The sequence below is a fragment of the Coprococcus sp. AM100_B19A genome, assembly GCF_027662015.1.
GTDB classification, from domain to species: Bacteria; Bacillota; Clostridia; order Lachnospirales; family Lachnospiraceae; genus Allocoprococcus; species Allocoprococcus comes.
The window spans coordinates 21,339-46,677 of record NZ_JAQDKN010000017.1 but is presented as its reverse complement, the minus strand read 5'-3'; the positions used below and the strand labels follow the sequence as shown (position 1 = coordinate 46,677).

The following is a 25,339-nucleotide window of genomic DNA, read 5'->3' as shown; positions in this document are numbered from 1 at the left end:
TCTGATAACCACATTTTTTATCATTCTCTGATCTTTTTATATTGAATTCTTTCCAGTGGATTTTTCCTTTTCTTTATTCCACATCCTCTTCATCAAATTCACACACCACATAATACCCCTGCGGTGTCTGCTTTACGTCAATCACCTTTCCCTGTCCTGACTTAAGTCTCTGCCATGAACGATAATTGGCGCTCATTGCCACAGCCGGCTCAATCGTATAATAAAAATACGCAGCTACAACGCCCTCTGTCACATCAACAATCTGTCCGGGTTCAACCAGTCCCGGACGCTCCATTTTAAATTCCATCTGTCTCATTTCCGCTTGATACCTGCCTCTTTTTCTATATTGTATTCGTTTTTTCTTGTAATTGCAAGTATTTACACAGACTGTTTTGTGACGAAGCTTTGAAGTAGAACGCCACTGTCAGGTGGTCTTTTTAGCCACCTGATCTAAAACAACTGAAATCACATTATCCTTCGTTCTATTCGGATTTCTTACACTGTTTTTCATGCAGAACTTCCGGAACGATCATATAATGCTCCTCAATCAATTTTGCTGTCTTTTCAACAGGCAATTCTTTTATTCCTTTTAAAAGGATCTCATGATTGTAGCGAAGTACATCAAAGGGGATGATGGATTCAACACCCATTGTATAATATCCGCACAAATTGCTTTCCCGGAGCATTGCCCATATTTTATATAAGGTTTCGCACTTTGCTGCCCGAACAATGCATGAATGAAACTGTTCATCATAACACATAATGTGGTACACATCTTTTTCTTTCGCAGCTTTTTCCATCTGGTCCAGACACTCATCCATTTCCCGTTCGATTTCTTCCGGAAGTTTTCCGGCAATGATCCTGATTGCCAGAACTTCCAGGGTAGAGCGGACAAGATATTTTTCCTGCATTTCTTCATAGGAAATCGTCTTTACTGTACTGCCTTTATGAGACTCATAAACAACAAATCCTTCCTCCCCGATATGACGCAGGGCTTCTCTGACCGGTCCCCGGCTTACATGAAACTTCTCCGCAATATCTTCTTCTACAATTCGTTCCCCCGGTTTGATCTTCCCCCGAATGATGTCTTCTCTTAACACATCAGCGATTTGCTGCCAAAGAGTTTTTCTTTGTATTGATGCCTTCCTGGTATAATCCATTCATTCTTCCTTTCAGATTTTTGCAGTTTTTTTATAAAAAGAACAGGCTGATCCCCACAATTACTGCCAGTGTAATGGCCAGAGCCGGCCAGAGTGCCCAGAATGCCCCCAAAACCATTGCCAGATAATCTCCCTTTTCAAAAACAATGTTCTGGTCACTCATCTGCTTTTTAAATTCCAGGAACTTTTTATCCTGTTCTTCCAACTGTCTTCCTCGTTTGCTGTATCCTCCAAAAAAGCTCATGCTAATTCCTTTCTGATTTTATGAATCCTTTTCTACTCCGAGTGGATTATGACAGGCTACAAAATGTCCAGGTCTCATTTCCACAAGTTCCGGTGTAATATGCTTACAGATTTCTGTACAGTATTTACATCTTGTATGGAACTTACATCCTTTCGGCGGATGAACCGGACTTGGGATATCTCCTTCAAGCGGGATCATCTCTCTGTTAGAATCTACGTCTGTCGTCGGAATTGCTGATAACAGCGCTTCTGTATATGGATGTGTAGGGTGATCAAACATTTCCTGTGACTCTGCAAGCTCTACGATGTTTCCAAGGTACATAACACCAATTCGGTCACTGATATATTTTACAACACTCAAACCATGTGAAATAAATAAGTATGCAAGATTGTCTTCGCTTCCGAGATCTTTCAGAAGGTTGACGATCTGCGACTGAATGGAAACGTCAAGTGCGGAAACCGCCTCATCGCAGACTACAAATCTTGGTTTCAATGCAAGTGCACGTGCAATACCGATTCTCTGTCTCTGTCCACCGGAGAACTGATGTGGATAACGATGGATCATATATGGTGCAAGTCCACATTTTTCCATGACTTCCATAACATACGCCTGCATTTTTTCATCATTTTTCTTAAAAATGCCATGTGCAAGAAGACCTTCTCCGATGATCTGTCCAACTGTCATACGCGGATTCAGTGATGAGTATGGATCCTGGAAGATCATCTGCATATCTTTACGTAGGAAACGCATTTCTTGTGTTTTCAGTCTCGCAAGATCTACTCCATTATCACGGTATGCTTCGTATTTTGTAAAAGCTTCATCGTTTTTATATTTACTGCGGAGTTCTTCTAACTTCTTCTCCGCTTTTTCAAGTTCCACTTTCTTCTCTGCGATTTCTTTTGTCTTATCGACACCTTCCATCTGGTTTTCTTCATTTAAACCACTGATCACTCTGGCAACTTTGAATTTTTCAAGCAGTAACTGTTCTGCTTCTTTTGTGTCATCTAAGCTATAGAATCCACCAATGATCTGAACAAGATTCAGGAATTCCATATTACATTTCTTCTGGATATTTTCACATTCAGCCTGTTTCTGGAATTTTTCCGCAGAATCTTCCATTTTTTCATATTCCGCTTTTAATGCTTCTGCCTTCGCTTCTAATTCGGCAATTTTCTTTTTACCAGAAGAAATATTTTTGATTGTTTCGTCTACATAAAGCGGTGCCATATCGGTAAGAGTTCTGCCGTAATACATTGTCTTACCTTCTGTCTGTTTGTAGATCTGAAGTAAAGTTCTTCCAAATGTTGATTTTCCACATCCGGATTCTCCAACAAGACCAACTGTTTCTCCTTCGTAAATATTCAAAGTAATTCCGTCATTGGCTCTTACATACTCCTGCTCTTTCTGGAATAACTTTGTTTTCTTAAGTGGAAACCACTGTTTCAGATCCGTGACCTTCAAAAGCACTTTCTTTTCATCATTATTTGGCATGGCGTGCCTCCTTATCCGGGTAGAAACAACGAATCAAGTGATTGTCTTCTGCCAACTCTAATTTTGGTTCTTCATTCATACATTTCTCTGTTGCATATTTACAACGCGGAGCAAATTTACATCCCTTCGGAAGATTGAGCGGATGAGGTACTGCTCCCGGAATTGCCTCAAGTCTTGCTCCGACCGGTGTATCCAGACGTGGAATTGAAGTCATAAGTCCTTCCGTATATGGATGTGAACAGGTTGTCTCTTTTGCAAAGATAGTTCTTGCTTTACACATTTCCACAACCTGACCACAATACATAACTGCCACTTCATCTGCCATCTGGTTGATAACTCCAAGGTCATGTGTAATGAACAGAATAGAGGTCCCTTTTTCCTTTTTCAGTTCATTCATCAGCTTTAAGATCTGTGCCTGAATGGTAACGTCCAAAGCAGTAGTCGGTTCGTCAGCGATCAGAAGACTTGGTTCGCAGGCAAGAGCCATGGCGATCATAACTCTCTGACGCATTCCACCTGACAGCTGATGCGGGAACTGTTTCATAACAGATTCCGGATTCGGGATCTTAACAGCTTTTAACATTTCAAGTGATTTCTCACTTGCTTCTTTTTTTGTGATTTTCTGATGGGTTAAATAAACTTCATTTAACTGTTTTTCGATCGTATATACCGGGTTCAAACTTGTCATCGGTTCCTGGAAAATAACGGAAATCTCATTTCCACGAATCTGGTACATATCATTGATTGTACACTCCGCAAGATTTCTTCCCTTGAAAGTAATTGTACCGCTGTCGATATATCCGTTTCCATCCAAAAGTTTTAAGATACTCATTGCCGATACACTCTTTCCACTTCCGGATTCTCCTACGATACCTAATGTTTTCCCAGACTCTACTCGATAGGAAACACCGTTGACCGCTTTTACAATTCCTTTTTTTGTCTTAAAAAATGTATGTAGATCATCTACTTCCAATAAATATGCCATCGTTATTCCTACCTTTCATTTGCTTTCGGGTCAACTGCTCTACGAAGTCCGTCACCAAACAAGTTGATACTTACAGTACAAAGTCCTAATACAACTGACGGAAATACCCATCTCCACCAGTACTGTGAGATAACTTCTGAAGAACGACAGTTGTTCAGCATATTTCCCCATGAAGGAATTGGCTCTGCAACACCGAATCCTAAGAATGATAATCCGGATTCTGTCAGCATACAGGTTGCAAATGAGATTGTTGCCTGTACGATAATGATCGTCATTACGTTCGGTACGATATGACGGAAAATAATATTCTTTTCTCTTACACCCAGTGCTTTTGCAGCGACAACGAATTCTTTGTTACGTTCTGCAAGCACCTGTGCACGGACAAGACCTGCGATACCGGTCCATCCGAGGAAACCGAGGATCAACATGATCATGATGATTCTTCCGACATCAGATACTTTATTTCCGATCAAAGCTGAAAGAATCAGTGCCAGCGGGATAAACGGAAGGGATCCGACAACCTCTGCCAGACGCATAAGAAGGATATCCACAGTTCCACCGTAGTATCCGGAAATACCCCCTACTAAGATACCGATCGCGAACTGGATGATAACAGCGATGAATCCGACTGTCATAGTCATCTGTCCACCCTTTAAGATACGGTAAAATACGTTTCTTCCAAGATTATCTGTTCCAAGTAAGTAACCTTTCAGTCCCCATGTCACAACAGAGCCGTCTTCTTTGATAATACAGTTCTGATAATAGCCGGAAGCTAATTTTGCAATATTGGTTGCCTTAGCAGGAACCTTTGCCTGATTGTTTTCATTTCCGCCCCAGGCTACTGCGTTTCCATCTTCTGTCACAACAACAAGATGGTTACGTCCACCTGAAATATCCACTGCTTTGCCCTGCACTTCTTCCGGTACGGAGAAAATATGGTCGTGGTTGTTTCCCCAGACTTTTACAGTACCATCTTTTAATACAGCTGCTGCTGCTTTATCTGTTAAAGCGATTTTTTCTACTTTTCCCTGAATCTCTTCCGGTACATTATCTAAAGCAGTTTCTTTCTTTGCAAGCGAGATGACTTTTCCATCCTTTGTAAGGGCAATGGCTGTCTGAATATTTGCTTTTACTTCTTTGACTTTTTCGTCCTTTACATTAGCTGTAGAAATATCAACTGCACTTGTATTTCCCCATGAAACAACTTTTCCGTCTTCTGTTACAACAACGGATACCTGATATCCTGCTTCAATATCAGCAATCTTTTTGCCTTTCAGTTCCGTCGGAATCACATTAAGACCCATTCGGTTGAAGCCCCAGGTGTATAAGTTACCTTTATCGTTGATTGCTAGCACGTGGTCCTGACCAACTGCGATATCAACAACTTTTCCCATATCAGCCGGAATTTTTTTCAGGTTTTTCGTTAACTGTCCCCACTCATAAACGTAACCGTCTTTGTCTACTCCTACACCATATGTCGGACCAAATTCAATCACTTCGGCATTATCTTTTAAATCTGACGGAACCGAAAGGAATGAAAATCCCGGTGCGATATTTTTCTGTGTTGGATCCTGATAGTTTAAATCCTGGTGAAACCAGATCGGAAGGATGAAGCACATTGCAAAAATTGATACAAATACGATCAATCCTCCCATAGCCAGTTTGTTTTCCAGCAGATTTTTTATAATCGTACGAAAAGGACTTTGCATCTGTTCTTCTTCAAGAACGGAACGCTGCTCTTTTTCTTTCTTCTTTCCAAATAACATTTGTCTTCCTCCTAATCGAGTTTAATTCTTGGATCAACGATACAGTAACATAAGTCTGTGATCAGGTTTGCAGCAAGTCCTAACAAAATGTAAAACATCTGCATGGACAGTGCGACTGTATAGTCATGCTGGTTCAAGGAATCGATCAGAAGTTTTCCGACACCTTTCCATGAGAACAGAGTCTCAATGATAACCGCTCCACCAAAGATACCTACGATAGAGCCTACGATCCAGCCTGTGATCGGGATCATCGCGTTACGGAACGCATGTTTGTAAATAACAGTTTTTTCTTTCAGACCTTTGGCACGGGCTGTTCTTACATAATCCATAGATAATGCATCAAGAAGAGCTCCTCTGACATAACGGATCAGACCACCGATACCTGTCAGACATACAATAATAGGAAGTGCCATATGATATAAATAATCTAAGAATGCACGGAAGCCTGTAAAATTTGCACCCGTTGTGACCATTCCACTGATTGGAAAGATCGGAATTTTAATTGCAAACAGGTAGATAAAGATCAGCGCCGAAATAAATGAAGGAATACTGATACCGATCATAGTTGCTACCTGGAGTGATGTATCAAACACCGTGTCTTTTTTTACCGCACATTTGATTCCCAGCGGAATTCCGATTGCGAAAAGGAAAATATAATATACAACGTTCAGGGCGATTGTATTTTTCATCGGAGGTCCGATCAGTTCTTTAACCGGAATACGATATACGGTAGAGTAACCGAAATCTCCCTGTAAGATATTTCCCATCCAGCTTAAATACTGAACCGGAATCGGTTTATCAAGTCCGAGACGTACTCTTGCCTGTTGATAAAGCATCTCATACTGTTCCGGTGAAACACTCTGCTTTTGTCCCTCGACCATAAGTCTGGCAGGGTCACCAGGTACCATTTTAAAAATACCAAACAGTAAGATGGAAAGCAGGAAGAATACTATAATAATATAACCAAGTCTTTTCAATATGTATTTTGCCATAATGTAGTTTTCTCCTTCTGGATGAAATAGTTATTCCTGAATTATTCATGACATGTGATTCTGTCCGAACCATTACCATAATTTTGTTTTCGTATAAAGAAAAGATACGGGAAGACAGAACATTTCCCTTTGTTCTGTCCTCCCTGTTTTGTCATGCATATCAAAAGTTAATAGAATTGATCTATTCTGATGAATCCTTTATGCTTATTCTTCAAAGTATGCATCTAATACCATTGCTCCCCATCCCACATGAGCTCTAGGAACGAAATTCTTAAGCTTCGGATTGAAGAACATATAAGAAACTCCTGATCCCATTGGAAGACTTGGAAGTTTTTTGTTGTATGCCAGCTGGAATTCTCCATATAATTTTCTGAATCCGTCAATGTCTTCAGAATCAACTTTCTGCATCTCTTTACCGATTGCTTTTAATTCCGGATCGGAAATGTAGTTAACATTCCAGCTTCCCATTAAACTCGGATCGTCATCGAAGCAGTTCCAGTAGAAGAGAATTTCCGGAATTCCGATACTACTGTAGAAAATGTTATATTCTGGTTCATCGATACCCTGGCGATTCAAATGGTTGATCATAAGAGCAAAGTCCATAGATGTGTATTTGTATTCCATACCGATCTTTTCTGCTTCCGGTGGGATTACTGTGTTGTAAAGTTTTGAGTAGTCATCTTCGCAGCATGCTACTTCAACTTTTAATTTCATCAATTCACCATCTACTTCTTTATAACGGTATTTGTCTGTACCTTCTTTGTACTCTTCACCTTTTTCGTTCAGTGTCCAACCACCATCGATGAGTTCCTGTTTTGCTTTATCAAGGTCATATGAGTAGTGAATCAGTTCAGATTCAATATCATCTTTGATTGCTGCAAAATCTGTTGTAGCATCTGTTGCATAACAGTCTACCACTGTACCGTATCCGCCTGTTAACTGTTTGTTGATTTCATCACGGTCTACGATATAAGCGATTGCACGTCTTACTTCTTCAAACTGTGTCGGTCCAAAGTCACACATATAACGCATCTCGTTGATACGTGTTCCCGGTACAAGACCATAGTTTGCATCTAATTTTCCTTCTTCTACTTTTGTTAAAGCAGCTTCGATCTTTTCTCCTGTACCTGCTGAGTAGAAATCAATTGTTCCTTTTTCAAATTCGTCACGGATTGTTTCATCTGCAACCGGTTTGGAAATAATTGTCTGGATATGTGGTTTTGTTCCATCATATGTTCCAAGGTATTCTTCGTTGATTTCAAGTTCAACAGTTTCAGTTGTAAGGTCAACACTCTTTAATTTGTAAGGTCCGCATACAACCGGTGCTTTGTAACGGAATCCTTTATCCGGATCCAGCAAGGTTTCTCTGATGAGATCTTCTGTAAATCCGTCTGTAAGGTATGCTCCGTTTCCATCATCTTTCACGTCGCATCCAGGAGCGATTGCTGCAAGCGGTTCCGGTCCATAGGCAACATTTGCCATCTCATAGTAGTTCGGAAGCTGATCTGCACTGATTGTCATAGAAAATTCGTAATCCCCAAGAAGGTTAACACCTGCAAATTCTTTTGTTGTTCCCTGTACATGATCGTTGTATCCAACTAAAGCCCATCCGTATGTTGCATCACCTTCACAGGCTGCAAATTCCGGAGAAGAATGAAGCAGAAGACTGAATACATAATCTTTTGCTGTGATCGGAGAACCGTCACTCCATTTCAGGTTATCATTGATTTCAAAACGGTATGTCTTGCTTCCGTCATCGTTTTCGATTACTTCGTGATCTTTAACAACAACCGGGTCCCAATCAAGAACATAATCACGATTGTAATCAGCGAGGGCGTAACCACTCATCAGTTCGATAAATCCAGAGTTCGTTGCACTATTTGTCCATCCGTCGTACATATCCGGTGATAAGGTACCTGGTGAAATTGCAACTACAACCTGTCCTCCTACAGGTGCATCTTCCGGCGGTGCACTCTGCATATCTTCGGTTACCTCAACTCCAACCTGTTTGCTTTCACCATCATCCTGATTATTCTGGTTCTTGCTGGAAGCTCCTCCACCGCCACAGGCTGTGACCGAGAATACCATGATACCAGCCAGCATGAGGGCTATCATTCTCTTTTTCATTTTGCATTCCTCCATAAATGTAAACTTTGTGTTAAGACAATTATAACATTTTACCAATTAAACATCTATTATCGTTTTCGTTTTTGTGCATTTTTGTGAAATACGACGTATTTTTATTGTATACAAAAAAACAAGTCTTTCATGGACGGATTTTACTACATATATGGACGATATCTGTTTTTCATTCACACACATTCAGATTGTTAACAGTCTACAATTTGTGCATTTTTAACAAATTGTTAAATGTTGACATTTGACCAAAAACAAAAAAGCAGAACGTTTGTTCCGCTTTTTTCATCAATCTTTTTGTTATCGCGATAAGAGTACGACGGTTTCAACGTGCTCCGTAAACGCAAACATTTCCACCGGCTGTATCTTTTTTACCTGATATCCTTTTTTTGTCAGATACTTCAGATCTCTTGCCAGTGTCTCCGGATTGCAGGAAATGTACACGATCTTCTCCGGTCCCATCTTCACTGCAGATGCCATAAATTTTTCATCACTTCCGGCTCTCGGCGGATCCATAAACAGCACATCCATACTATTTCCCTCTGCTGCCATCGCCTCCATAAACTCCCCGGCATCTCCCTGGAAAAATCTCACATTCCGGATCTGATTCTCTTTTGCATTTAATATTGCATCCTTCACGGCATCCTTATTAAGTTCCACACCGACTACTTCTTTTGCATGTCCCGATGCGATCAGACCGATCGTTCCGATTCCGCAATATGCATCGATCACGCTTTCTTTCCCTGTCAGATGTGCAAATTCAATCGCTTTCTGATAAAGGATCTCCGTCTGCACCGGATTTACTTGATAGAAGGACTTTGGTGAAATCCGGAAAGTACACCCGCAGAGTTCATCCCGGATAAATCCTTTCCCATATAACACTTTTTCTCTCTCCCCAAGGATCATACTGGTCTTTCTGTCGTTAATATTAAGGACAACCGTTGTAATCTCCGGATGCTCTTTTCTGAGTGCTTTTACGAAATTATTAGACGATGGAAGGATTGGTGATCCAAGCACCAGAACCACCATAATCTCTCCGCTTTTAAACCCTCTTCTGATCAGCACATGACGGAACAGGCCATATCCTGTATCTTCATCGTAGGTTTTGATCTTAAAAGATTTCAAAAGTCCCCGGATCGTCCGGATGATCTCCTGACTCTTTTTGTCTTCGATCAGACAGTTTTCAACAGGAACGACCCGGTGTGTCTTCGCTTCATAGGTTCCGGATACGATATTTCCCTTTCGGTCTCTGTCGAATACGGCGTGTACTTTATTTCTGTAATAATACGGATTCTCCATTCCGATGATCGGTTCTACTTTTCCGTATTTTGACAACAGAGCGTTCACTATTTTCTGCTTCTTTTTCAGTTGCTCCTTATATGGCACTCCCTGATACTGGCATCCTCCGCATTTTTTTGCCACTTTACAGGCTTCCGGTTCTGTCTGTTTTTTCTTTTCTTCCATTTTTTACCTCTCTTCTTTTTTTATTCTTTTCTCAAAAGAGATCCGGCATATTATCCAGATACAACTCTTCTCTGACCTGGAGATGGTAATATGCTTTTTTTGTATCTGATGTATTCATTCTTATTATAATCCTTTTAATCATTCAGATCCGTCTGGAATCTTGATAAATGTTCATACGGCAGGATCAGTCTCCCCCTGTATAATCCGCATCCGTCATTGATGAGACTATTATTTGCCGCAGCAAACATATTGACTTCCAGATCCTTCAGTTCCAACCCCAGAAGCCGCATTCCTCTTTCGTATGCCTCATCAAAATAAATGCATTCTCCTTCCGGAATAGCTTCTCTTCTTGCCCTGACTCTTTCCTGTTCCTTCTCGTAGGCCTGGTGATTTGCCGCTCCAATCTCCGCTATATCATCCATCTTCTTTGTCCGCAGTTGTACTTCCATGTAACTTCTCGAACAGTTATCATAAAACGTGATGTGGAGTGATTGATAGCTGCCTCCGCTTCCATTGGAAATATAATCCCGATAATAAGGTTTCACCGCCTCATCCATAAAAGGAGATGTACTTTCAAGCACCCCTTTTGCAGATTCTGCCGTAAATCCTCTTTCCTCCAGAAACCCCGGAAGAACATTCGCGATCCTGTATAAATACTTGATTTCCTCTTCTTCTCGCAGTTTGTCATCCCTGATATGGCATTTTGGAAGAGAAATTACCAGACGGTATGCGATAATATCCCGAAAGCAGCTCAGTTTTTCCCTTAGGTCAGGCACCGGCGGATAGGTATGATGTTTTTCATAATAATCATAAATATATTCTACAATATACCCGTTGAATTTTTCCTCTGCGCGGATCAGGGACTTGATCCTTCCTTTAAAAGTAAAAGCAAGCAGAGGATATTCCTGTACCATGTATTTATAAAAATCCCTGATTTTCTGCGACTGTGCAGTAAGGAAATCATTGTGTTCAAGCAGTTCCCTGAACTGGATCAGGAAATTGGAATGGATGAGATCTATTTCATTGTGATTCTTCTTTGCTTCTTTCTTCAGATCCACTGTATAATTTCTTAAAATCCGAAAAATCGTATCACCTGAATATAAATAGTCATTTAATGTGATCATACGTTCCACCCTTTCTATTTGATTTTCTTATACAGTATAGCAGAATCTGGCTAGATTGGATACCGTTTTGTTAAATAGAAGCAGGGATTGATCTGCTGCATATAATCCAGCAAGGTCAATCCCTGATTTATCATATTTCTAAAATAAAAGCTGAAGCCCCATAGCAATGATCCACATATACGCACATGTCTTCAGAATCATCAGTAATCTACTTTTGGTTTTGTTTTACTGAATAGTGTTACCGGAGTGTAACATCCAAAGGAGATAATGATAGCGGCAATCAAATCAAAAATCAAATATCCGACATCAAATGCTCCTTTCGGATCTGCTTACGAAGAACATGCTGCCATCAAGGATACTGCAGCAGAGGTAAGAGCGCTTCGCAAAAACGGAATTCATGTATCCGCCGTCTTTATGGGAAACGATGGCGAAGTGACAAATGCTAAACAGATTTACGGAAAAGAATTTACCAGGATCCGCCAGATTGATCAGCTTTCAAAAGCAGCTGGACGTCTGATTCAAAAAGAGACCCGGGAGTTATATAGTTAGTTACTTGTGGTTTTCCAGCTCCAGAACAACCACTTCACAGCTCCGTAAATTCAATGAATCCTTTTCACAATCTACCGTTCCATCTATACGGTTCGATAACCATACTTTTTCGATTTCGCTCTTCAGTTTGATTGTTGCAGCATCCTTTCCGAAATTAGCAGCCACAAGAATACACTTGGATTCATCTTTACGGTAAAATGCCATGACTCCGTCCACATTTTCATATTCCGGAAGAAATTTTCCATAGGTAAATACTTCTTTCAGTTCATCCGATTTACGCAGTGCAACCAGTTTGCGGTAATAATTCAAAACTGAATCCGGATCCTGTTCCTGAGCTTCCACATTCACGTCTTTAAATAAAGGATTTACCTTTAACCATGGAGTTCCTTTTGTAAAACCGCCATTTTCCCCGCTCGTCCATTGCATCGGTGTTCTTGCATTGTCACGGCTCATACGGCTGCATACTTCCAAGGCTTCCTGATCCGATAATCCCGCTTCACGGGCAGTATGATACTGGTCTTTTGTACTGATATCATCAAATTCCTCCATGCTGTTCCATTTGGCATTTCTCATACCGATTTCCTGCCCCTGGTAAATGAAAGGAATTCCTCTGAGGAGAAGGCTTATGGTACCAAGCATCTTGATTCCGTCCGGTGTCTGAGCATAAGATGGCAAAAATCTGGATGCCCCTCTTGGCTCATCGTGATTTTCAATGATATTCGCCTTAAAGCCATACTTCTGTGTTTCTAATTGTGCCTGAATGATCGCAGCTCTCCATTTCGCAAATTCCAGCTTCGGAGCATCATACCATCCATGTTCTCCATCAGTGAGCGTATGGGCGCTAAAATCAAATATCGTTGAAAAATGACCGGTTTCTCCAATAAATTCCGGTAATTCATCCGGTTTCATGTTAAATACTTCTCCGACTGTAAAGGCATCATACTTTTCAAAAGTTGATTTTTTCAGATCCTCCAACAGCTCCCCTACTCCGTCTACACTTTCAACCATCTTCCAGCAGCTTGCCAGACCATCTTTCCCATCCGGTGCAAAATCAGGAAAGTTCAGATCCTTCTTAATGTTTATGATCGCATCGATTCGAAAACCGGAGAGACCTTTTTCCAGCCACCAGTTGATCATTTTGTACAGTTCCTGCCGTAACTTCGGATTTTCCCAATTCAGATCCGGCTGTTCCTTTGCAAACATGTGAAAATAATATTTGTCCGTTCCCGGTACCTTTTCCCAACAGCTTCCTCCAAAATAGGAACGGTAATTGCTCGGTGGATTGCCGTTTTTTCCCTTGCGGAAATAAAAATAATCCGCAAACGCTCCATCTGGATCAGCAAGTGCTTTCTGAAACCACTCATGTTTATCGGAGCAATGATTAATAACCAGATCCATAATGATATGCATGTCTCGTTTTTTTGCTTCTGCCAGCAGTTCATCAAATTCTTCCATTGTTCCGAATTCTTCTGCAATTGCATAGTAATCCGCAATATCATATCCCTGGTCTACAAATGGTGATTTATAAATAGGTGATAACCAAATAATATCGATTCCTAATTTTTTCAGATAATCCAGTTTAGAAATAATTCCTCTCAGATCTCCGATTCCGTCTCCATTTGTATCCAGAAAACTCTTTGGGTAAATCTGATACGCTACTTTGTCATGCCACCACTTTTTTTCCATTATTATCAACCTCTTTCATCTATAATCTTAGTATTTGTTCGCCATTGCGTTATTGCTTTAGTTGTATTATACTGCTATTATAAAATCTTATTCTTGACAAATCTTGCATTATTTTTTCATTATATAACACAATACTGCTATTATAGAGAGGACAAAAAATGAAAACGCCACATTCACTTATACCGGAGCAAAAAGAAAATATCAAACATGGAGAAGTTTATTTTCCAATCCAGAAATATATTACAAAGCTGACAAAAGAAGCACCTGTCATAACAATGCACTGGCACGAGGAAGCAGAGCTTACCCTTATAACAAAAGGTTCCTGTGTCTACCAGATCGATTTAATTGAATATGAGGCAAGTACCGGGGATATCCTGTTTATTCCTCCCCTGCTGCTGCATTCCATTATCCTGAAAAGCAGTCAGGACTTCTGTTCGGAAACCTATGTATTCCATATGAATCTTTTGGGAGGAAATACTGCAGACATCTGTTCTACCCGCTACCTTACGCCCATGGTAAACCACGAATTATCTTTACCCTGTCTCATTACCGCGGATCATCCTGCATATGATTCTCTTTGCAAGTCTTTTGCACAGCTTGCCTCCCTTTACGATACCCGGATGTTTGGATATGAACTCGCCATAAAATCTTATCTGCTGCAGACACTTTTTCTTCTGCTCCAGTACAGTAGCACAAGATTCTCCACGGAATCAGACTCTTCCGACAAATTAAAAATTGTACTTGATCATATTGATCTGCATTATGCAGAAGCTCTGTCGGTTTCTGAACTTGCAAAGCTATGTTATTTCAGTGAGTATCATTTTATGCGCTTTTTCAAAAAACACATGAATATGACCTGCATTCAGTATATTAACAATATCAGACTGGAAAAAGCGGTAGAGTTATTTGAACACGGTAACACCTCCATATTAGAGGTGTCTTTATCTGTTGGCTTTCATAATCTTTCTTATTTTTACAGAGCATTCAAAGCAAAATACCATATGACACCGCTGGCTTTTATAAAAAGATTAGAACTGGATTCTGTATAAGCTCATTCCCTGAGCGATTTTATATTTTCTTTAAATCCTGTTATTTTTTACGATAAATCCGAATCATCAAAGGCGTTTCTACCAAAAGCATGGCAACCCAGCCTGCCAGATAGGAATATGGCAACGCTTCAATTCCAAAGTTCCACAACAAAATCATAGGTGCTGCTGCAATGACTCGGACTGCCATATTGGTAAAACTGCTCATCAGTGTCACCTTCAGGTCTCCGATTCCACGGAAGAACCCTTGAATTGCATTCGTAACGGCCGGAAGAATATACATCACAGCAATCAGATGCAGATAAATGACACCATGTCCTATTACTTCCTCATCTTTTACGAAAAGTGCCATTAGTTCTCCGGCAAATACCTGGCAGATCACCATAACAGCTGCTCCATAAACAATTTCCAGAATCATCCCACAACGAAATCCCTCCCGCATGCGGTCATTTTTTCCGGCTCCCTTATTCTGCGCCATAAGTGCCGTCATGGCATGGGCAATATTCTGTTCCGGTGTAATTGCAAAGTCATCAATCCGATTGACCACCGCAAAAGCTGCAGCCACGGAAACTCCCATCGTATTAACCAGCGCCTGGATCGCAATTTTTCCCATTTGCACGGTGGCCTGCTGCATGGCGGATGCCCATCCGTAAGCAATTGTTTTCTTCAGCAAACGTGAATCGAATACCAGCCATTTCTTACCCAGACGAAGAATCGGTACTTTTTTCTGTATATAAATAATACAGAACAGGCAGCACAGTGCCTCACTAAGCACTGTGGAAATGGCGCATCCATTGCTTCCTGCCTTTAGTACAATGACAAAAAACAGATCTCCGAATATATTCAGGACTGCACTGATAATTAAGAAATACAAAGGCGATGCACTGTCTCCCAAAGCTCTTAAGGTACTGGAAAAAAAGTTATACAAAAAGGTGAACATTAGTCCCAGAAAAATAATCCGTAAATACTGCCGCGTCATCTCTATAATCGATGCATCTACCTGCAGCAGATGCAGAATCGGTACAGCAAATACCACGCAAAATAAAGTCAGAAAAAATGAAAAAACTACTCCCGACAACATGGTTGTACTGATCTGCCTGTGCAAAGTCTTATAATCCTTTGCCCCATACTGAATTCCCATGAGGATACTTGCCCCCATACATAATCCATTTAAAAACAGTATCATAAGCGTACTGATCGGATTACAGATACCAACTGCCGCCAGCGCTTCTTTCCCCACAAAATGCCCTACGATGATGCTGTCCACCGCATTATAAGTCAGCTGAAACAGATTTCCCAAAACAAGCGGCACAGTGAAATTCACAAGAATCGGCATGATTTTTCCAGTTGTCAGATCTTTTGTCATCTCATTCCTCTCCTTCGGTAAAATTTAAAATTAATTCTCTTCCGTTTTCTTTCTTTTCCTTTCAGAAACCCTTGGCACTGACTGAAGAGTAATAGATGGAATTTTTAAACCCATTATTCCCTTCAGAATCCAGGTAAATGATAACATGACCAGAACCGGAATGGCACAGGTTGTCACAAGAAGCACTGCCACGCCCTCTATAATTCTGTTTAATCCATCCTCAAAAGCAGAGAGTTTTTCTGTAGCGACTTCACCTGCCGCATCAATCGCATCATCAACCTTATCCTTCGCATCATTAAGAAATTCACTGAAAGAAAACTTTTTATCTTTCGTTTTTTGTGCTTCATCCTTCTTGTCTGCGTTTACAGAGGTATCTCCCTCATCTAATAATTCTTCCGTATCTTCCAGTGTAAAATCAGCTTCATAGGACTTTGCATAGGTTTCATTTACCATATTCGTCACCCATGCACTGGTAGGAACCAGTCCCCACAAAAGAACACCCAGAATGATACTCTTGATTCCGATTCTGTAGATAAATTCTTTCCATCCGTTTTTCAAAAAGTTGCCTGCTGCCAGAAGCACGCATCCGATAGGAAATAAGATTTTAAATGCAATATACCCGGTGATAGTCAGTAAGTATTTTTCAACAATGATCACTGCATAAACGATCACCATATAGCCTGCGACATCTGCCAGCTTATTCGCGATCGGAGTTGCGGCTTCTCCCGGTATTGCTGCAGCACCTGTTGCAAGAGCGGTTGCTGTTCCGGAAAGCCCAAGTGCTTTTTTCTGCAATCCATTCAGCGTTTTGATAACCCAACGGTACGATTCGACAGAAGTTGCCCATTTGGAAACAACAAAAAATGATGCAAGAGCAATCCCAATGCAGATCAGCATCATGATCAGACGATTTCGCATCGGTTGCTTATAGTTTCTAACTGTGATTTCATGGCTGTCTGCCATCATAGGTTCTTTCATACTTATTTTCCTTTCATGCTATCTATTCTCGGATAAAGAAAGGATCGGATACACGCTCCCGATCCTTTCCACCTTTTCAGTTTTCTATTTGTCCAAAACCGCAACCTGAATTGTCTTTACTGCTTCCTCCATACATTTGATGTCCTCGGCACGCAACCTAATATCCAAGCACTTTACAGTATCTTCTACACTGGAAGCTTTTCGCATTCCAACCAGAAGACTCATCCGGTCGTACTGAGATAATGCCCAGGCTTCTACCAGAGTTGCAAAACTGCAATGATATTCCTCACAAAGTGGTTTCCAGATTTCAAAAGCCCTGCGAAGTCCTTCTTTTTTCTCCGGATCTGTCCAAGGTATTCTGGATCGGATATCGGTTTTTGCAAATTCCCGTTCCATAAAGGCAGGAGAAGTTAAAAATCCTTCTTCCAACACACCATAGGTCTGAAATACCGTGTTATACTTTTTACACAGATCAAAATATTCTCTGCCATGGAAAGGAGAGAGAATACTGAAAAATTCCTGTACAACAGATACGTTTCCGCCGGCTTCCTGATATGCAGACAGATCTGCCGGCTGACTGTTAGAAAGTCCATAGGTGCGGATCTTTCCTTCACGAACCAGATTCTCCAAAGCTCCAACCGTTTCCTCCACCGGAAAGCTGCCGCATACATAATGTACGATAACAGAATCCAGATAATCGGTTCCCATTCTGCGCAGAGAGTCTTCCACGTCCTTTTTCACTGCTGATGCGCGGGTGTCATTGTTAACGGTATAACCGTCTCGTTCATAATGAAAATTACCGCCCTCATTTCTCCAGTTCAGAGAGCATTTGGTCTGCAAAACAAAATCATTTCTTCTGCCTTTCAGTGCCTTACCAAGCAGTTCCTCACTTACTCCTGTGCCATACACCGGTGCGGTATCGATGTAATTCACGCCATGTTCATGACAAATATCAAGCAGATGCTTCGCGTCCTCAACTGTAGAATCTCCGTCTGTCCAGACACTTCCGCCGCCAAGCCCCCAAGTACCTAATGCAACCACAGAAACATCGATGTCCGTGTTGCCAAGCTTTTGAAATTTCATTTTAATTCCTCCGTTTTTCGTTATTCTTTCCTGCTTTTTATGCAGTATCCTAACCGTACAGCGTTCCCCTCACAAGGCTGTCTATATTTAAAAAGACAATTTTGTCACATCTGTGCGTTACTTACTCTACCTATTAGTATATACCACGCTCCGGAATAAGTAAAATAAAATCACTTTACCATTTCAAAAGCCACATGAATTCATCAAACCGGAATCGATTAATAACCCCAACTGATTATTTCCCAATTCTTTTTATCTTTTGTTTTCACTAAATGCCACTGCCAGTTGGTATATGTAGCATTAGGATTGAACCCACCATCTCCACCTTTTTCGTCTGTATCAAAGGTTAATAATACTACAATAAGTTCTTGATTATTTTCTTTCCAATCCATTACTTCTTAGTTATAAAATGTGAACGCATGCGTTCACTATTCCAACTGCTGTTCAACCAAAACTTTTTCCATTATACAGTGCAAAATAAAAGAGACTTCACTCACCATGAATGAAGTCTCCTCAAAATACAATACTGTGAATGATTCACAGAACATATTTTATCGCAAAGCTTTTAAAAATAGAATAGATTTTACCAAACGACAGTTTTCAAAAAAGCTTGCAAATATGCACGCTCTTGTTGTTGCACTTTTCTTCAGATTGTCTACAAACATCTGATAAGCTTTTTGAACATAAATTCAAACACTGCTTCTTTCGTCGGAATCGCAGGGATTCCACCTCTCTTTTGCACACACAATCCAGCAACTGCATTTCCCAAAACAGCACACTTTTTGATTTCTTCCCATTCCATTTTTTCAACATTCTTATTCATAGAAAGGAGACTGCATAATACGCCTCCCCAAAATGAATCACCTGCCCCAGTCGTGTCGACCACATGTATCTGAAATGCTTTGATGATTTCTTTTCTGCTTTTTGTTGCCATAAGAACGCCCTGTTCTCCCAATGTAATGGCAACCAGCTTTGGTCCCATGGCAAGGAGTTGATCTGCAGCCTGCTCATAACTTTTCGCCTCTGTCAACAGAGTACTCTCTTCATCCGATACCTTCATGACATCTACCATTTCTATAACAGATCTCATTTTTTTCACTGCATACTCTTTGCTCTTCCAAAGAGACGGGCGATAATTTGGATCATAGGAAATAAGTGCACCCGCTGCTTTTGCCATTTTTACTGCTTCAATCGTTGTACTTTCTGCCGGTTCATCTGTCAACGATAATGATCCAAAATGAAAAATTCTACAACCTGAAATTAATGTCTGATCCAGTTCTTCTTTTTTTAACTGTGTATCTGCACCCGGTTTTCTTGCAAAAGAAAAATTCCGTTCTCCATTTTCACCGATTTCCACAAATGCCAACGTTGTAAAATAACCCGGGTCTTCAACAATAGCATCTGTATTGATTCCTTCCTCTTGCAATGTCTTCTTTAAAAATTTACCATGCATATCGTTTCCAACTTTTCCAATAAAAGATGTGCGATACCCAAAGTGGCTTGCAACGGTTAGAAGATTTGCCGGAGCACCGCCGGGATTCTGTTCGAACAATTTTCTCCCATCCTGACTGTGTCCTGCTTCCGTAAAATCAATCAACAATTCACCCAATGCCACGATATCAACTTTTTCTTCCATTTTTCAGTTCCTCCACAATCTCGTTATAACGTTTTTTATTTAACCGGTAGAAAAATAATACAACCGCAGTCACAATCCAAAGTGCACCTGGAATCGTCGTAAATGCATGTTTCATAATTGAAAGTACAATTGCATTTTGTGTCTGATTTGCAATATAACCATATTTTCCAAGTAATCCTGCTAAAAGTGCTGTTCCAACTGCCATTCCGATTTTATTTCCAAGTGAAATAAATGCATACTGAAAACCATCATTTCTAAGTCCGGTTTTCCACTCCCCATATTCCACACAGTCTGGAATAATTGCATAGATTGCGGTATTAAATCCAGAGAAAAAAAACTGTGTGAGACCAGATAATGCATAAAAAATAGCTGGTGATTCTTTGGCATTGAAGAAAAACATAGACAACATTGAAATTCCTGTAAATAAAGCAAAGAGAGATGCTGTTCTTCCTTTGTTATTCAACTTGCGGAATACTGGTTGAAAACAGGCTGCCCCGATGATAGAAGGAATAATGATGCACATCGAATAAGTTGTGTAGTAGGAGGCATTCCCTTCCACATATGTAAAATAATACAGAATATCTGCGTTTCTACCATATAATGTAAATCCAAATAATATCTGTCCTACCAATGCAAGAAGATATGGTCTATTCTGCATGACTGCTTTCAACTGAACCTTTACAGAAATTTTTTCTTTTTCCGGAGTGATCACTGCCTCTTTCGTCTTCGCAAAGCAGAAGAAATGACAGGCTGTAAAAATACATCCATATATGACCGCAACCGTCAGATATCCTGTCTTTGCACTATGACTGCCGAATTTGCTGAGCAGTGGAACTGTAATAATATTTAACACACCAATTGCAATCATCGCTGCAACCGAACGGGATGTATTTATTTTTGCACGTTCATCAATATCCTGTGTCATAGCACCACACAAGGTTCCATATGGAATATTCACACAGGTATACCCCAAAACCAGCAGACAATATGTAATTACCATATAAATGATCTTTCCATTCTGCGGCCAGTCGGGTCTTGCCCAGAATGTCATAACAAGAAGAATCGCTGTAATTGGTGCCGCTACTAACAGCCATGGACGGTACCGTCCCCATCTCGATTTTGTTTTATCCGTAAGTCCCCCGACGATTGGATCATTGATTGCATCCCAGAATCTTGAAAAAAGCATAAGTGCTGAAACAGCCGCCATACTGATTCCGAACACGTCTGTATAAAATATCATCAGAAAATTACTGACGAACATCCAGCTGAAATTACATCCAACATCACCAAACCCATATGCAATCTTACTGATCAGCGGTACTTTTCCATTTTTGTTTTCGCTTCCCATATGTCCCTCCTATTTTTATCAGAGTTTCTGACAGAATTCTATTCTTTCCTCATTTGGTCCCTTAATCATAAAAAACTTCACACCATTTTCCCAAAATGGTAGTTCTTCGATTCCGTCTGTAATAATTGTATATTTTTCATTGCAGATTTTCTGATACATACTTTCAATGTCTTCCACATCAAGTGCAACATGTTGGTATGCACCGTCTGACATTGCCGCCTGCCCATTTTCAAAAGTCTCTATACAGTAATTTTTTATCTGTAAAAATGCCACTTTTTCCCCTGCTTTTTCATTATAAGACTGCATAATCACTTCAAATCCAAGACTCTTATAAAACTCAACTGTTTTCTGTAAATCGTTTGTCGGAAGCCCGACATGGGCAACTCCGACAATTCCATATTTATTTTCCATACGAACTCCTTACTTTTCACTGACGTTGATAATTACTTTCATCGTTGTCTCGCGGTTATCATCAATATACTGGTATGCTTTCAGATAATCTTTAAAAGCAAATGTCTTTGAGATGAGCGGTTTCAAATGAACTTTGCCCTCATTTACCAATCTGATTCCATCTATGTAATCATCATGGCGGTACATCATCGTGCTCTTAATGTCAAGTTCGTGGTCATTTGCCACTGCAAGATCTACTTCTGCCATTCCTGCAAAAACAGCCACCAGTACAATCGTGCTTCCTTTTCTTGCATATTTAATTGCCTGTCCCATTGTGATATTGTTTCCGGCACAGTCGTAGATCACATCCGCCTTGTCCGGTCCAAATGCTTCGAGCATTGCCGCACCGAAGTCTTTATTTTGGGTATTCACACACACATCAATTCCACATTCTTTTGCCTTTGCCAGTCTAAGATCACTGATATCTGTGATCATCACTTTCGCTGCCCCCATTCCTTTTGCTGCCTGTGCCACGAGATTTCCAATCGGTCCTGCTCCAAGGACTGCAATATTCATGCCAGCCACATCTCCCATCTGTTTTACACCATGAACTGCCACTGCAAGAGGTTCGATCATAGCGCCTTCTTCATAGGACATATCTTCTGGAATAGGTGTTACTTTAGATGCATCCACTGCAAAATACTCAGATGCTGTTCCTGTCGTCTGAAATCCCATTACTTTTAATTCCTCACAGAGATTATACTTTCCATGACGACATGGATAGCAATGTCCACAATATACCTGAGGCTCTATCGTTACCTTCTGTCCAACATGAAACTCTGTGACATTTTTTCCAAGTTCTGTAATCTCACCGGAAACCTCATGTCCCTGTGTTACCGGATATTTTGTAAATGGATGTTTTCCATGATAAACATGAATATCTGATCCACAAACACCAATATTCATAATCTTTACCAACACCTGATTTTCCTTTACCTCCGGAACCGGAACCTCTCTGAAAATAATTTCTCCTGGATTTGTCATTACCTGCTGTAACATAATTGTTTCCTCCTTTTTATGTTGTTTTATTTTTTGTTTTATAAAATGTTTTATCAAAGTAATTATATTATCACCATGTAAACACAATTTGTCAATATGTTTTTTCATATTTTTATATATTTCATAATTTCAAAATATATTTTTTGTATATTTTTCACAATTAACACGCAAAAAAACGGAAAGGAAACCGTAGTTACTGTTTTCTTTCCGTTTTTTACTATAATATCTTTTTTTAATTTTACACAACTTCTCGTTTTTCACACATATAAAGCGGACATCCGGATTCGCTTTGCAACCTGTCAGTGGGAGCTTTTAACTCCAACAGACTAAACATCCCCTTACCCTACACACCAGATGCGGTGTACTGCTTATCTTCGTTCAAAAAATTTACAATTCTACCATATGTTTTGTAAAAAAGTATTTCGCGGCTCCAACAGCCGACGCTTCTTTCTTATACGAACAATTTTTCAAGTATGAAACATCATGCTCAAAGCCATTATATGCCATCACTTTTTCTCCCAGTGGTATCATATAATCTGACAATACACCTCCCACATCACCTCCTAGTATGATATCCATATCATATGCCATCCGCAGATTTGATATCAAAACAGCAAGATGATCCAGATACTCATTCCATGTCTGCAAATTTTTTTCATCACCACTTTCAATTTTTTCCATAAATGCATCCAGTGACTGCCTGTTATCTTGTGTCAGTACACTTGCAGCACAATATGCATCTGCACATCCTGATTTACCACAATAACACTTTCTTCCACCGGGAACGAGTATCATGTGACCAAACTCCCCTGCTTTCTGGTTTTGCCCTCGAAACAGCTTTCCATCTATGCAGAATGCACCTCCTAAGGTGTGGTTCAAAGACAGATATATCGCATTTGGATACTTTTGCTTTTTTTCTGCAAGCATTGCAGCATTAGCATCGTTTTCAAAATATACTGGAATTTCCAGCGCCTGCTCTAAAAAGCGCAGACTATAATTCTCTATACCTAAAGCATGGGATTTTAAAACAATCCGTTCTTTCTGATCAATAATTCCTGGAATCGCCACTCCAATCCCAAGTAGCGTGTCCTTCGCTACTTCGCCTTCAAGAAAAGTTTTGACCTTTTGCGCCACCTCTGTACAATAAGATAATTCAGCCGTAAATTTTAAACGGATGCGATCTTTTTTTATAATCTCATCTCCAAGATTTACTAATACCATTTCTATATGATTCGCTGTAATCAAAATTCCCATTGCATGACAGTATGACTTATTAATCCCTATACTTTTTGCCTTCCTTCCACCGGTTGAAGCATATTCCCCGGTTTCTTCCAACACCCTTTTTTCTAACAAGTCATTCACATTTGCTAATACAGTCGGCATACTCAAGTTTAACTCTTTTGCGATTCCCGCCTTGGATGTAACATGATTGTTTAGCACATAATTAATTATTTTTTTTCTTGTTATATTTTTTTTATCTTTATTTTCCGTTTTCTTACCCTCTTTTATTAAATATATTATAAAAGAATTATATGCTTTTTTATTCTTCTTGTAAAGTAATGTTTTATAATAAATCTCCGACAGAATTTATCTTATAAACAGCCAAAAACTCCTGAAGGAGCTTTCCACGCTTTAGATATACACCAATTCTTTTAACACAATCTCTTCTGCAATATTACGAATACCATTTACCAATCTGCCAGCTTTTATCCTAGTTTGGACAATAAAACTCAAGTTTCTATATGCGTAATGGCTCAGTGTCTTATTACGACTTCCTTCTAAAATTGGACCCGAATGTGCCGGAGCATCAAACTCCTCGTCCTCCTCCGGAGCACCCATTACCAAGTCTCCGTCAGACAAATCGTCCATAATGCTCATCCAACCTTCATGCCACGTAACTTCCGATACATCGCAACCAAATAAGAATTTTGCAGCGTCCAGTGCATTTCCATCGAAGAACGGGTACTTCTTATAAAGAACTTCCTTTACCTTTGCATACTCATCTGCGTTATTAATTGCTTCCACTGGAAAAATCACATGGAATCTAGGTGCTGCTGGATGTGATCCCTTTGGCAACATGTGATGTCGACTCGGTACCAGACAATAATCGATGTCTGGAAACATCTCATCCATCTTGGCTTCTATAATGAACTCCAATAGTTCATCCGTGTGATCGTTATCCACATCCATGACGATGGCATTCGAAGTCACGAAATTGTCCTTGCTTCTGTAGTTACCTTTATACTCAGCGCAAACATGATCTTTTTTGACTGCTTCCTGGAGAACATCAGCACTATCTACTTCCACCCTGTGTGGGTAGTCGCAGTTAGCTTTATTCCCGGTGCAGTCGGCTGTGTAAATAACAAAATTCATATTTAACGTTCCTCCTGCAATCTCTCTGGCCCAATCTCCAGAGCTCTGTTTGTTTCGTTACACAAACTATCGAAATATCTGATTTTCTTCCCGTATCTCTTGGCTTTTGCTATCTCAGCGCACATGCCTGCACTAGCTTCTCCACCAAATACCCACAGCTCGTCACACTTTCCAAGCAGCACCATATCCATAAACATGGCCAACTCTCGTTCTGACTCTTCTTTCATATAAAGAGGAAGCAGTAAATGCGGCGCGAGTGGTATGGCATCCTGGCCCACTGCGAATCGGCTGTACCGTTTTGCTGCTTCTGTATTGGTAACAACATCACCGGAATACTTAGAGCAGATGTAGACAAGCGGCAGATACTTCTTCTTACTTGCCTTCGCGATTGCTTCAGCTGCAGTCGGATCAGGATAACCTTCTTGATTACATCCAAATACGCTCATGGCTCTCACTCTCCTTT

At 40.3% G+C, this 25,339-nt stretch carries 24 protein-coding genes; 2 read left to right on the top strand and 22 right to left on the bottom strand.

Annotated features, from left to right (window positions below):
* Positions 1-73: 73 nt before the first annotated feature.
* The 10 genes from PGQ33_RS14225 to PGQ33_RS14175 all read right to left on the bottom strand — a co-directional run bounded on the left by PGQ33_RS14225 (position 74) and on the right by PGQ33_RS14175 (position 11,362).
* The gene (locus tag PGQ33_RS14225; RefSeq protein ID WP_008369354.1) at positions 74-316 is read right to left on the bottom strand and encodes a hypothetical protein; all 243 of its coding nucleotides are present in this window, start codon (positions 314-316) and stop codon (positions 74-76) included.
* A gap of 166 nt (positions 317-482) precedes the next feature.
* Complete coding sequence (locus PGQ33_RS14220; RefSeq protein ID WP_117556479.1) at positions 483-1,160, bottom strand: GntR family transcriptional regulator; 678 nt, start codon at positions 1,158-1,160, stop codon at positions 483-485.
* A 31-nt stretch (positions 1,161-1,191) separates the two neighbouring features.
* Positions 1,192-1,404 carry a hypothetical protein gene (locus PGQ33_RS14215; protein WP_008369357.1) on the bottom strand — a complete coding sequence of 71 codons (213 nt, stop codon included), beginning with the start codon at positions 1,402-1,404 and terminating at the stop codon, positions 1,192-1,194.
* An 18-nt stretch (positions 1,405-1,422) separates the two neighbouring features.
* Entirely contained in the window at positions 1,423-2,895 is a 1,473-nt protein-coding gene (locus tag PGQ33_RS16880; protein WP_117823777.1) for an ABC transporter ATP-binding protein, read from the bottom strand.
* Positions 2,885-3,880: an ABC transporter ATP-binding protein gene (locus PGQ33_RS14200; RefSeq protein WP_117556475.1), complete on the bottom strand. Its 996-nt coding sequence runs from the start codon at positions 3,878-3,880 to the stop codon at positions 2,885-2,887. Before PGQ33_RS14200 ends, PGQ33_RS16880 begins: the two co-directional genes overlap by 11 nt.
* A gap of 8 nt (positions 3,881-3,888) precedes the next feature.
* Positions 3,889-5,646, bottom strand: a complete 1,758-nt coding sequence (locus PGQ33_RS14195; RefSeq protein ID WP_270205944.1) for an ABC transporter permease subunit — start codon at positions 5,644-5,646, stop codon at positions 3,889-3,891.
* An 11-nt stretch (positions 5,647-5,657) separates the two neighbouring features.
* Positions 5,658-6,638, bottom strand: coding sequence for an ABC transporter permease (locus PGQ33_RS14190; protein WP_008369366.1), 981 nt, complete (start codon positions 6,636-6,638; stop codon positions 5,658-5,660).
* A gap of 204 nt (positions 6,639-6,842) precedes the next feature.
* The gene (locus PGQ33_RS14185) at positions 6,843-8,765 is read right to left on the bottom strand and encodes an ABC transporter substrate-binding protein (RefSeq protein WP_270205943.1); all 1,923 of its coding nucleotides are present in this window, start codon (positions 8,763-8,765) and stop codon (positions 6,843-6,845) included.
* 309 nt (positions 8,766-9,074) lie between these two features.
* Positions 9,075-10,238 carry a 23S rRNA (uracil(1939)-C(5))-methyltransferase RlmD gene (gene rlmD, locus PGQ33_RS14180; RefSeq protein ID WP_270205942.1) on the bottom strand — a complete coding sequence of 388 codons (1,164 nt, stop codon included), beginning with the start codon at positions 10,236-10,238 and terminating at the stop codon, positions 9,075-9,077.
* Positions 10,239-10,372: 134 nt separating this feature from the next.
* Complete coding sequence (locus tag PGQ33_RS14175) at positions 10,373-11,362, bottom strand: guanosine polyphosphate pyrophosphohydrolase (protein ID WP_118199213.1); 990 nt, start codon at positions 11,360-11,362, stop codon at positions 10,373-10,375.
* Between the two features lie 267 nt (positions 11,363-11,629).
* Between PGQ33_RS14175 and PGQ33_RS14170 the strand changes: the two genes are divergently transcribed.
* Positions 11,630-11,911, top strand: a complete 282-nt coding sequence (locus PGQ33_RS14170; protein ID WP_270205941.1) for a hypothetical protein — start codon at positions 11,630-11,632, stop codon at positions 11,909-11,911.
* On the opposite strand, the gene PGQ33_RS14165 is transcribed toward PGQ33_RS14170, so the two are convergent.
* Positions 11,912-13,597, bottom strand: a complete 1,686-nt coding sequence (locus PGQ33_RS14165; protein ID WP_270205940.1) for an alpha-glucosidase — start codon at positions 13,595-13,597, stop codon at positions 11,912-11,914.
* Positions 13,598-13,755: 158 nt separating this feature from the next.
* On the opposite strand from PGQ33_RS14165, the gene PGQ33_RS14160 reads away from it, so the two are divergent.
* A complete protein-coding gene (locus PGQ33_RS14160; protein WP_195479815.1) occupies positions 13,756-14,646 on the top strand; it encodes an AraC family transcriptional regulator in 891 nt (296 codons plus the stop codon).
* Between the two features lie 40 nt (positions 14,647-14,686).
* Here the strand turns inward: PGQ33_RS14160 and PGQ33_RS14155 are convergent, their stop codons facing one another.
* The 11 genes from PGQ33_RS14155 to PGQ33_RS14105 all read right to left on the bottom strand — a co-directional run bounded on the left by PGQ33_RS14155 (position 14,687) and on the right by PGQ33_RS14105 (position 25,322).
* On the bottom strand, positions 14,687-16,009 hold the full coding sequence (locus PGQ33_RS14155) for an MATE family efflux transporter (RefSeq protein ID WP_270205939.1): 1,323 nt from the start codon (positions 16,007-16,009) through the stop codon (positions 14,687-14,689).
* A gap of 30 nt (positions 16,010-16,039) precedes the next feature.
* Positions 16,040-16,987: a hypothetical protein gene (locus tag PGQ33_RS14150; RefSeq protein WP_270205938.1), complete on the bottom strand. Its 948-nt coding sequence runs from the start codon at positions 16,985-16,987 to the stop codon at positions 16,040-16,042.
* Positions 16,988-17,071: 84 nt separating this feature from the next.
* Positions 17,072-18,070 (bottom strand): aldo/keto reductase, encoded by a 999-nt coding sequence (locus tag PGQ33_RS14145; RefSeq protein ID WP_270205937.1) that lies wholly within the window; start codon positions 18,068-18,070, stop codon positions 17,072-17,074.
* Between the two features lie 218 nt (positions 18,071-18,288).
* On the bottom strand, positions 18,289-18,462 hold the full coding sequence (locus PGQ33_RS14140; RefSeq protein ID WP_008369404.1) for a hypothetical protein: 174 nt from the start codon (positions 18,460-18,462) through the stop codon (positions 18,289-18,291).
* A 263-nt stretch (positions 18,463-18,725) separates the two neighbouring features.
* Positions 18,726-19,706 carry a carbohydrate kinase family protein gene (locus PGQ33_RS14135; protein WP_117823770.1) on the bottom strand — a complete coding sequence of 327 codons (981 nt, stop codon included), beginning with the start codon at positions 19,704-19,706 and terminating at the stop codon, positions 18,726-18,728.
* Complete coding sequence (locus PGQ33_RS14130) at positions 19,690-21,054, bottom strand: MFS transporter (RefSeq protein WP_270205936.1); 1,365 nt, start codon at positions 21,052-21,054, stop codon at positions 19,690-19,692. Before PGQ33_RS14130 ends, PGQ33_RS14135 begins: the two co-directional genes overlap by 17 nt.
* An 18-nt stretch (positions 21,055-21,072) precedes the next feature.
* Positions 21,073-21,465, bottom strand: a complete 393-nt coding sequence (locus tag PGQ33_RS14125) for a VOC family protein (RefSeq protein ID WP_008369413.1) — start codon at positions 21,463-21,465, stop codon at positions 21,073-21,075.
* A 9-nt stretch (positions 21,466-21,474) separates the two neighbouring features.
* Positions 21,475-22,503 carry a zinc-dependent alcohol dehydrogenase gene (locus PGQ33_RS14120; protein ID WP_055158634.1) on the bottom strand — a complete coding sequence of 343 codons (1,029 nt, stop codon included), beginning with the start codon at positions 22,501-22,503 and terminating at the stop codon, positions 21,475-21,477.
* A 387-nt stretch (positions 22,504-22,890) separates the two neighbouring features.
* Complete coding sequence (locus PGQ33_RS14115; RefSeq protein ID WP_195479822.1) at positions 22,891-23,886, bottom strand: ROK family protein; 996 nt, start codon at positions 23,884-23,886, stop codon at positions 22,891-22,893.
* 249 nt (positions 23,887-24,135) lie between these two features.
* On the bottom strand, positions 24,136-24,876 hold the full coding sequence (locus PGQ33_RS14110) for a hypothetical protein (protein WP_270205935.1): 741 nt from the start codon (positions 24,874-24,876) through the stop codon (positions 24,136-24,138).
* 2 nt (positions 24,877-24,878) lie between these two features.
* Positions 24,879-25,322 (bottom strand): DUF7768 domain-containing protein, encoded by a 444-nt coding sequence (locus PGQ33_RS14105; protein ID WP_270205934.1) that lies wholly within the window; start codon positions 25,320-25,322, stop codon positions 24,879-24,881.
* Positions 25,323-25,339: the final 17 nt, after the last annotated feature.

What these genes read in the sequence shown, in the direction of transcription:
- PGQ33_RS14225 (WP_008369354.1), bottom strand. Translation starts at nt 316, where the DNA reads ATGAGACAGATGGAATTTAAAATGGAGCGTCCGGGACTGGTTGAACCC.
- PGQ33_RS14220 (WP_117556479.1), bottom strand. Translation starts at nt 1,160, where the DNA reads ATGGATTATACCAGGAAGGCATCAATACAAAGAAAAACTCTTTGGCAG.
- PGQ33_RS14215 (WP_008369357.1), bottom strand. Translation starts at nt 1,404, where the DNA reads ATGAGCTTTTTTGGAGGATACAGCAAACGAGGAAGACAGTTGGAAGAA.
- PGQ33_RS16880 (WP_117823777.1), bottom strand. Translation starts at nt 2,895, where the DNA reads ATGCCAAATAATGATGAAAAGAAAGTGCTTTTGAAGGTCACGGATCTG.
- PGQ33_RS14200 (WP_117556475.1), bottom strand. Translation starts at nt 3,880, where the DNA reads ATGGCATATTTATTGGAAGTAGATGATCTACATACATTTTTTAAGACA.
- PGQ33_RS14195 (WP_270205944.1), bottom strand. Translation starts at nt 5,646, where the DNA reads ATGTTATTTGGAAAGAAGAAAGAAAAAGAGCAGCGTTCCGTTCTTGAA.
- PGQ33_RS14190 (WP_008369366.1), bottom strand. Translation starts at nt 6,638, where the DNA reads ATGGCAAAATACATATTGAAAAGACTTGGTTATATTATTATAGTATTC.
- PGQ33_RS14185 (WP_270205943.1), bottom strand. Translation starts at nt 8,765, where the DNA reads ATGAAAAAGAGAATGATAGCCCTCATGCTGGCTGGTATCATGGTATTC.
- rlmD (WP_270205942.1), bottom strand. Translation starts at nt 10,238, where the DNA reads ATGGAAGAAAAGAAAAAACAGACAGAACCGGAAGCCTGTAAAGTGGCA.
- PGQ33_RS14175 (WP_118199213.1), bottom strand. Translation starts at nt 11,362, where the DNA reads ATGATCACATTAAATGACTATTTATATTCAGGTGATACGATTTTTCGG.
- PGQ33_RS14170 (WP_270205941.1), top strand. Translation starts at nt 11,630, where the DNA reads ATGATAGCGGCAATCAAATCAAAAATCAAATATCCGACATCAAATGCT.
- PGQ33_RS14165 (WP_270205940.1), bottom strand. Translation starts at nt 13,597, where the DNA reads ATGGAAAAAAAGTGGTGGCATGACAAAGTAGCGTATCAGATTTACCCA.
- PGQ33_RS14160 (WP_195479815.1), top strand. Translation starts at nt 13,756, where the DNA reads ATGAAAACGCCACATTCACTTATACCGGAGCAAAAAGAAAATATCAAA.
- PGQ33_RS14155 (WP_270205939.1), bottom strand. Translation starts at nt 16,009, where the DNA reads ATGACAAAAGATCTGACAACTGGAAAAATCATGCCGATTCTTGTGAAT.
- PGQ33_RS14150 (WP_270205938.1), bottom strand. Translation starts at nt 16,987, where the DNA reads ATGAAAGAACCTATGATGGCAGACAGCCATGAAATCACAGTTAGAAAC.
- PGQ33_RS14145 (WP_270205937.1), bottom strand. Translation starts at nt 18,070, where the DNA reads ATGAAATTTCAAAAGCTTGGCAACACGGACATCGATGTTTCTGTGGTT.
- PGQ33_RS14140 (WP_008369404.1), bottom strand. Translation starts at nt 18,462, where the DNA reads ATGGATTGGAAAGAAAATAATCAAGAACTTATTGTAGTATTATTAACC.
- PGQ33_RS14135 (WP_117823770.1), bottom strand. Translation starts at nt 19,706, where the DNA reads ATGGAAGAAAAAGTTGATATCGTGGCATTGGGTGAATTGTTGATTGAT.
- PGQ33_RS14130 (WP_270205936.1), bottom strand. Translation starts at nt 21,054, where the DNA reads ATGGGAAGCGAAAACAAAAATGGAAAAGTACCGCTGATCAGTAAGATT.
- PGQ33_RS14125 (WP_008369413.1), bottom strand. Translation starts at nt 21,465, where the DNA reads ATGGAAAATAAATATGGAATTGTCGGAGTTGCCCATGTCGGGCTTCCG.
- PGQ33_RS14120 (WP_055158634.1), bottom strand. Translation starts at nt 22,503, where the DNA reads ATGTTACAGCAGGTAATGACAAATCCAGGAGAAATTATTTTCAGAGAG.
- PGQ33_RS14115 (WP_195479822.1), bottom strand. Translation starts at nt 23,886, where the DNA reads ATGCCGACTGTATTAGCAAATGTGAATGACTTGTTAGAAAAAAGGGTG.
- PGQ33_RS14110 (WP_270205935.1), bottom strand. Translation starts at nt 24,876, where the DNA reads ATGAATTTTGTTATTTACACAGCCGACTGCACCGGGAATAAAGCTAAC.
- PGQ33_RS14105 (WP_270205934.1), bottom strand. Translation starts at nt 25,322, where the DNA reads ATGAGCGTATTTGGATGTAATCAAGAAGGTTATCCTGATCCGACTGCA.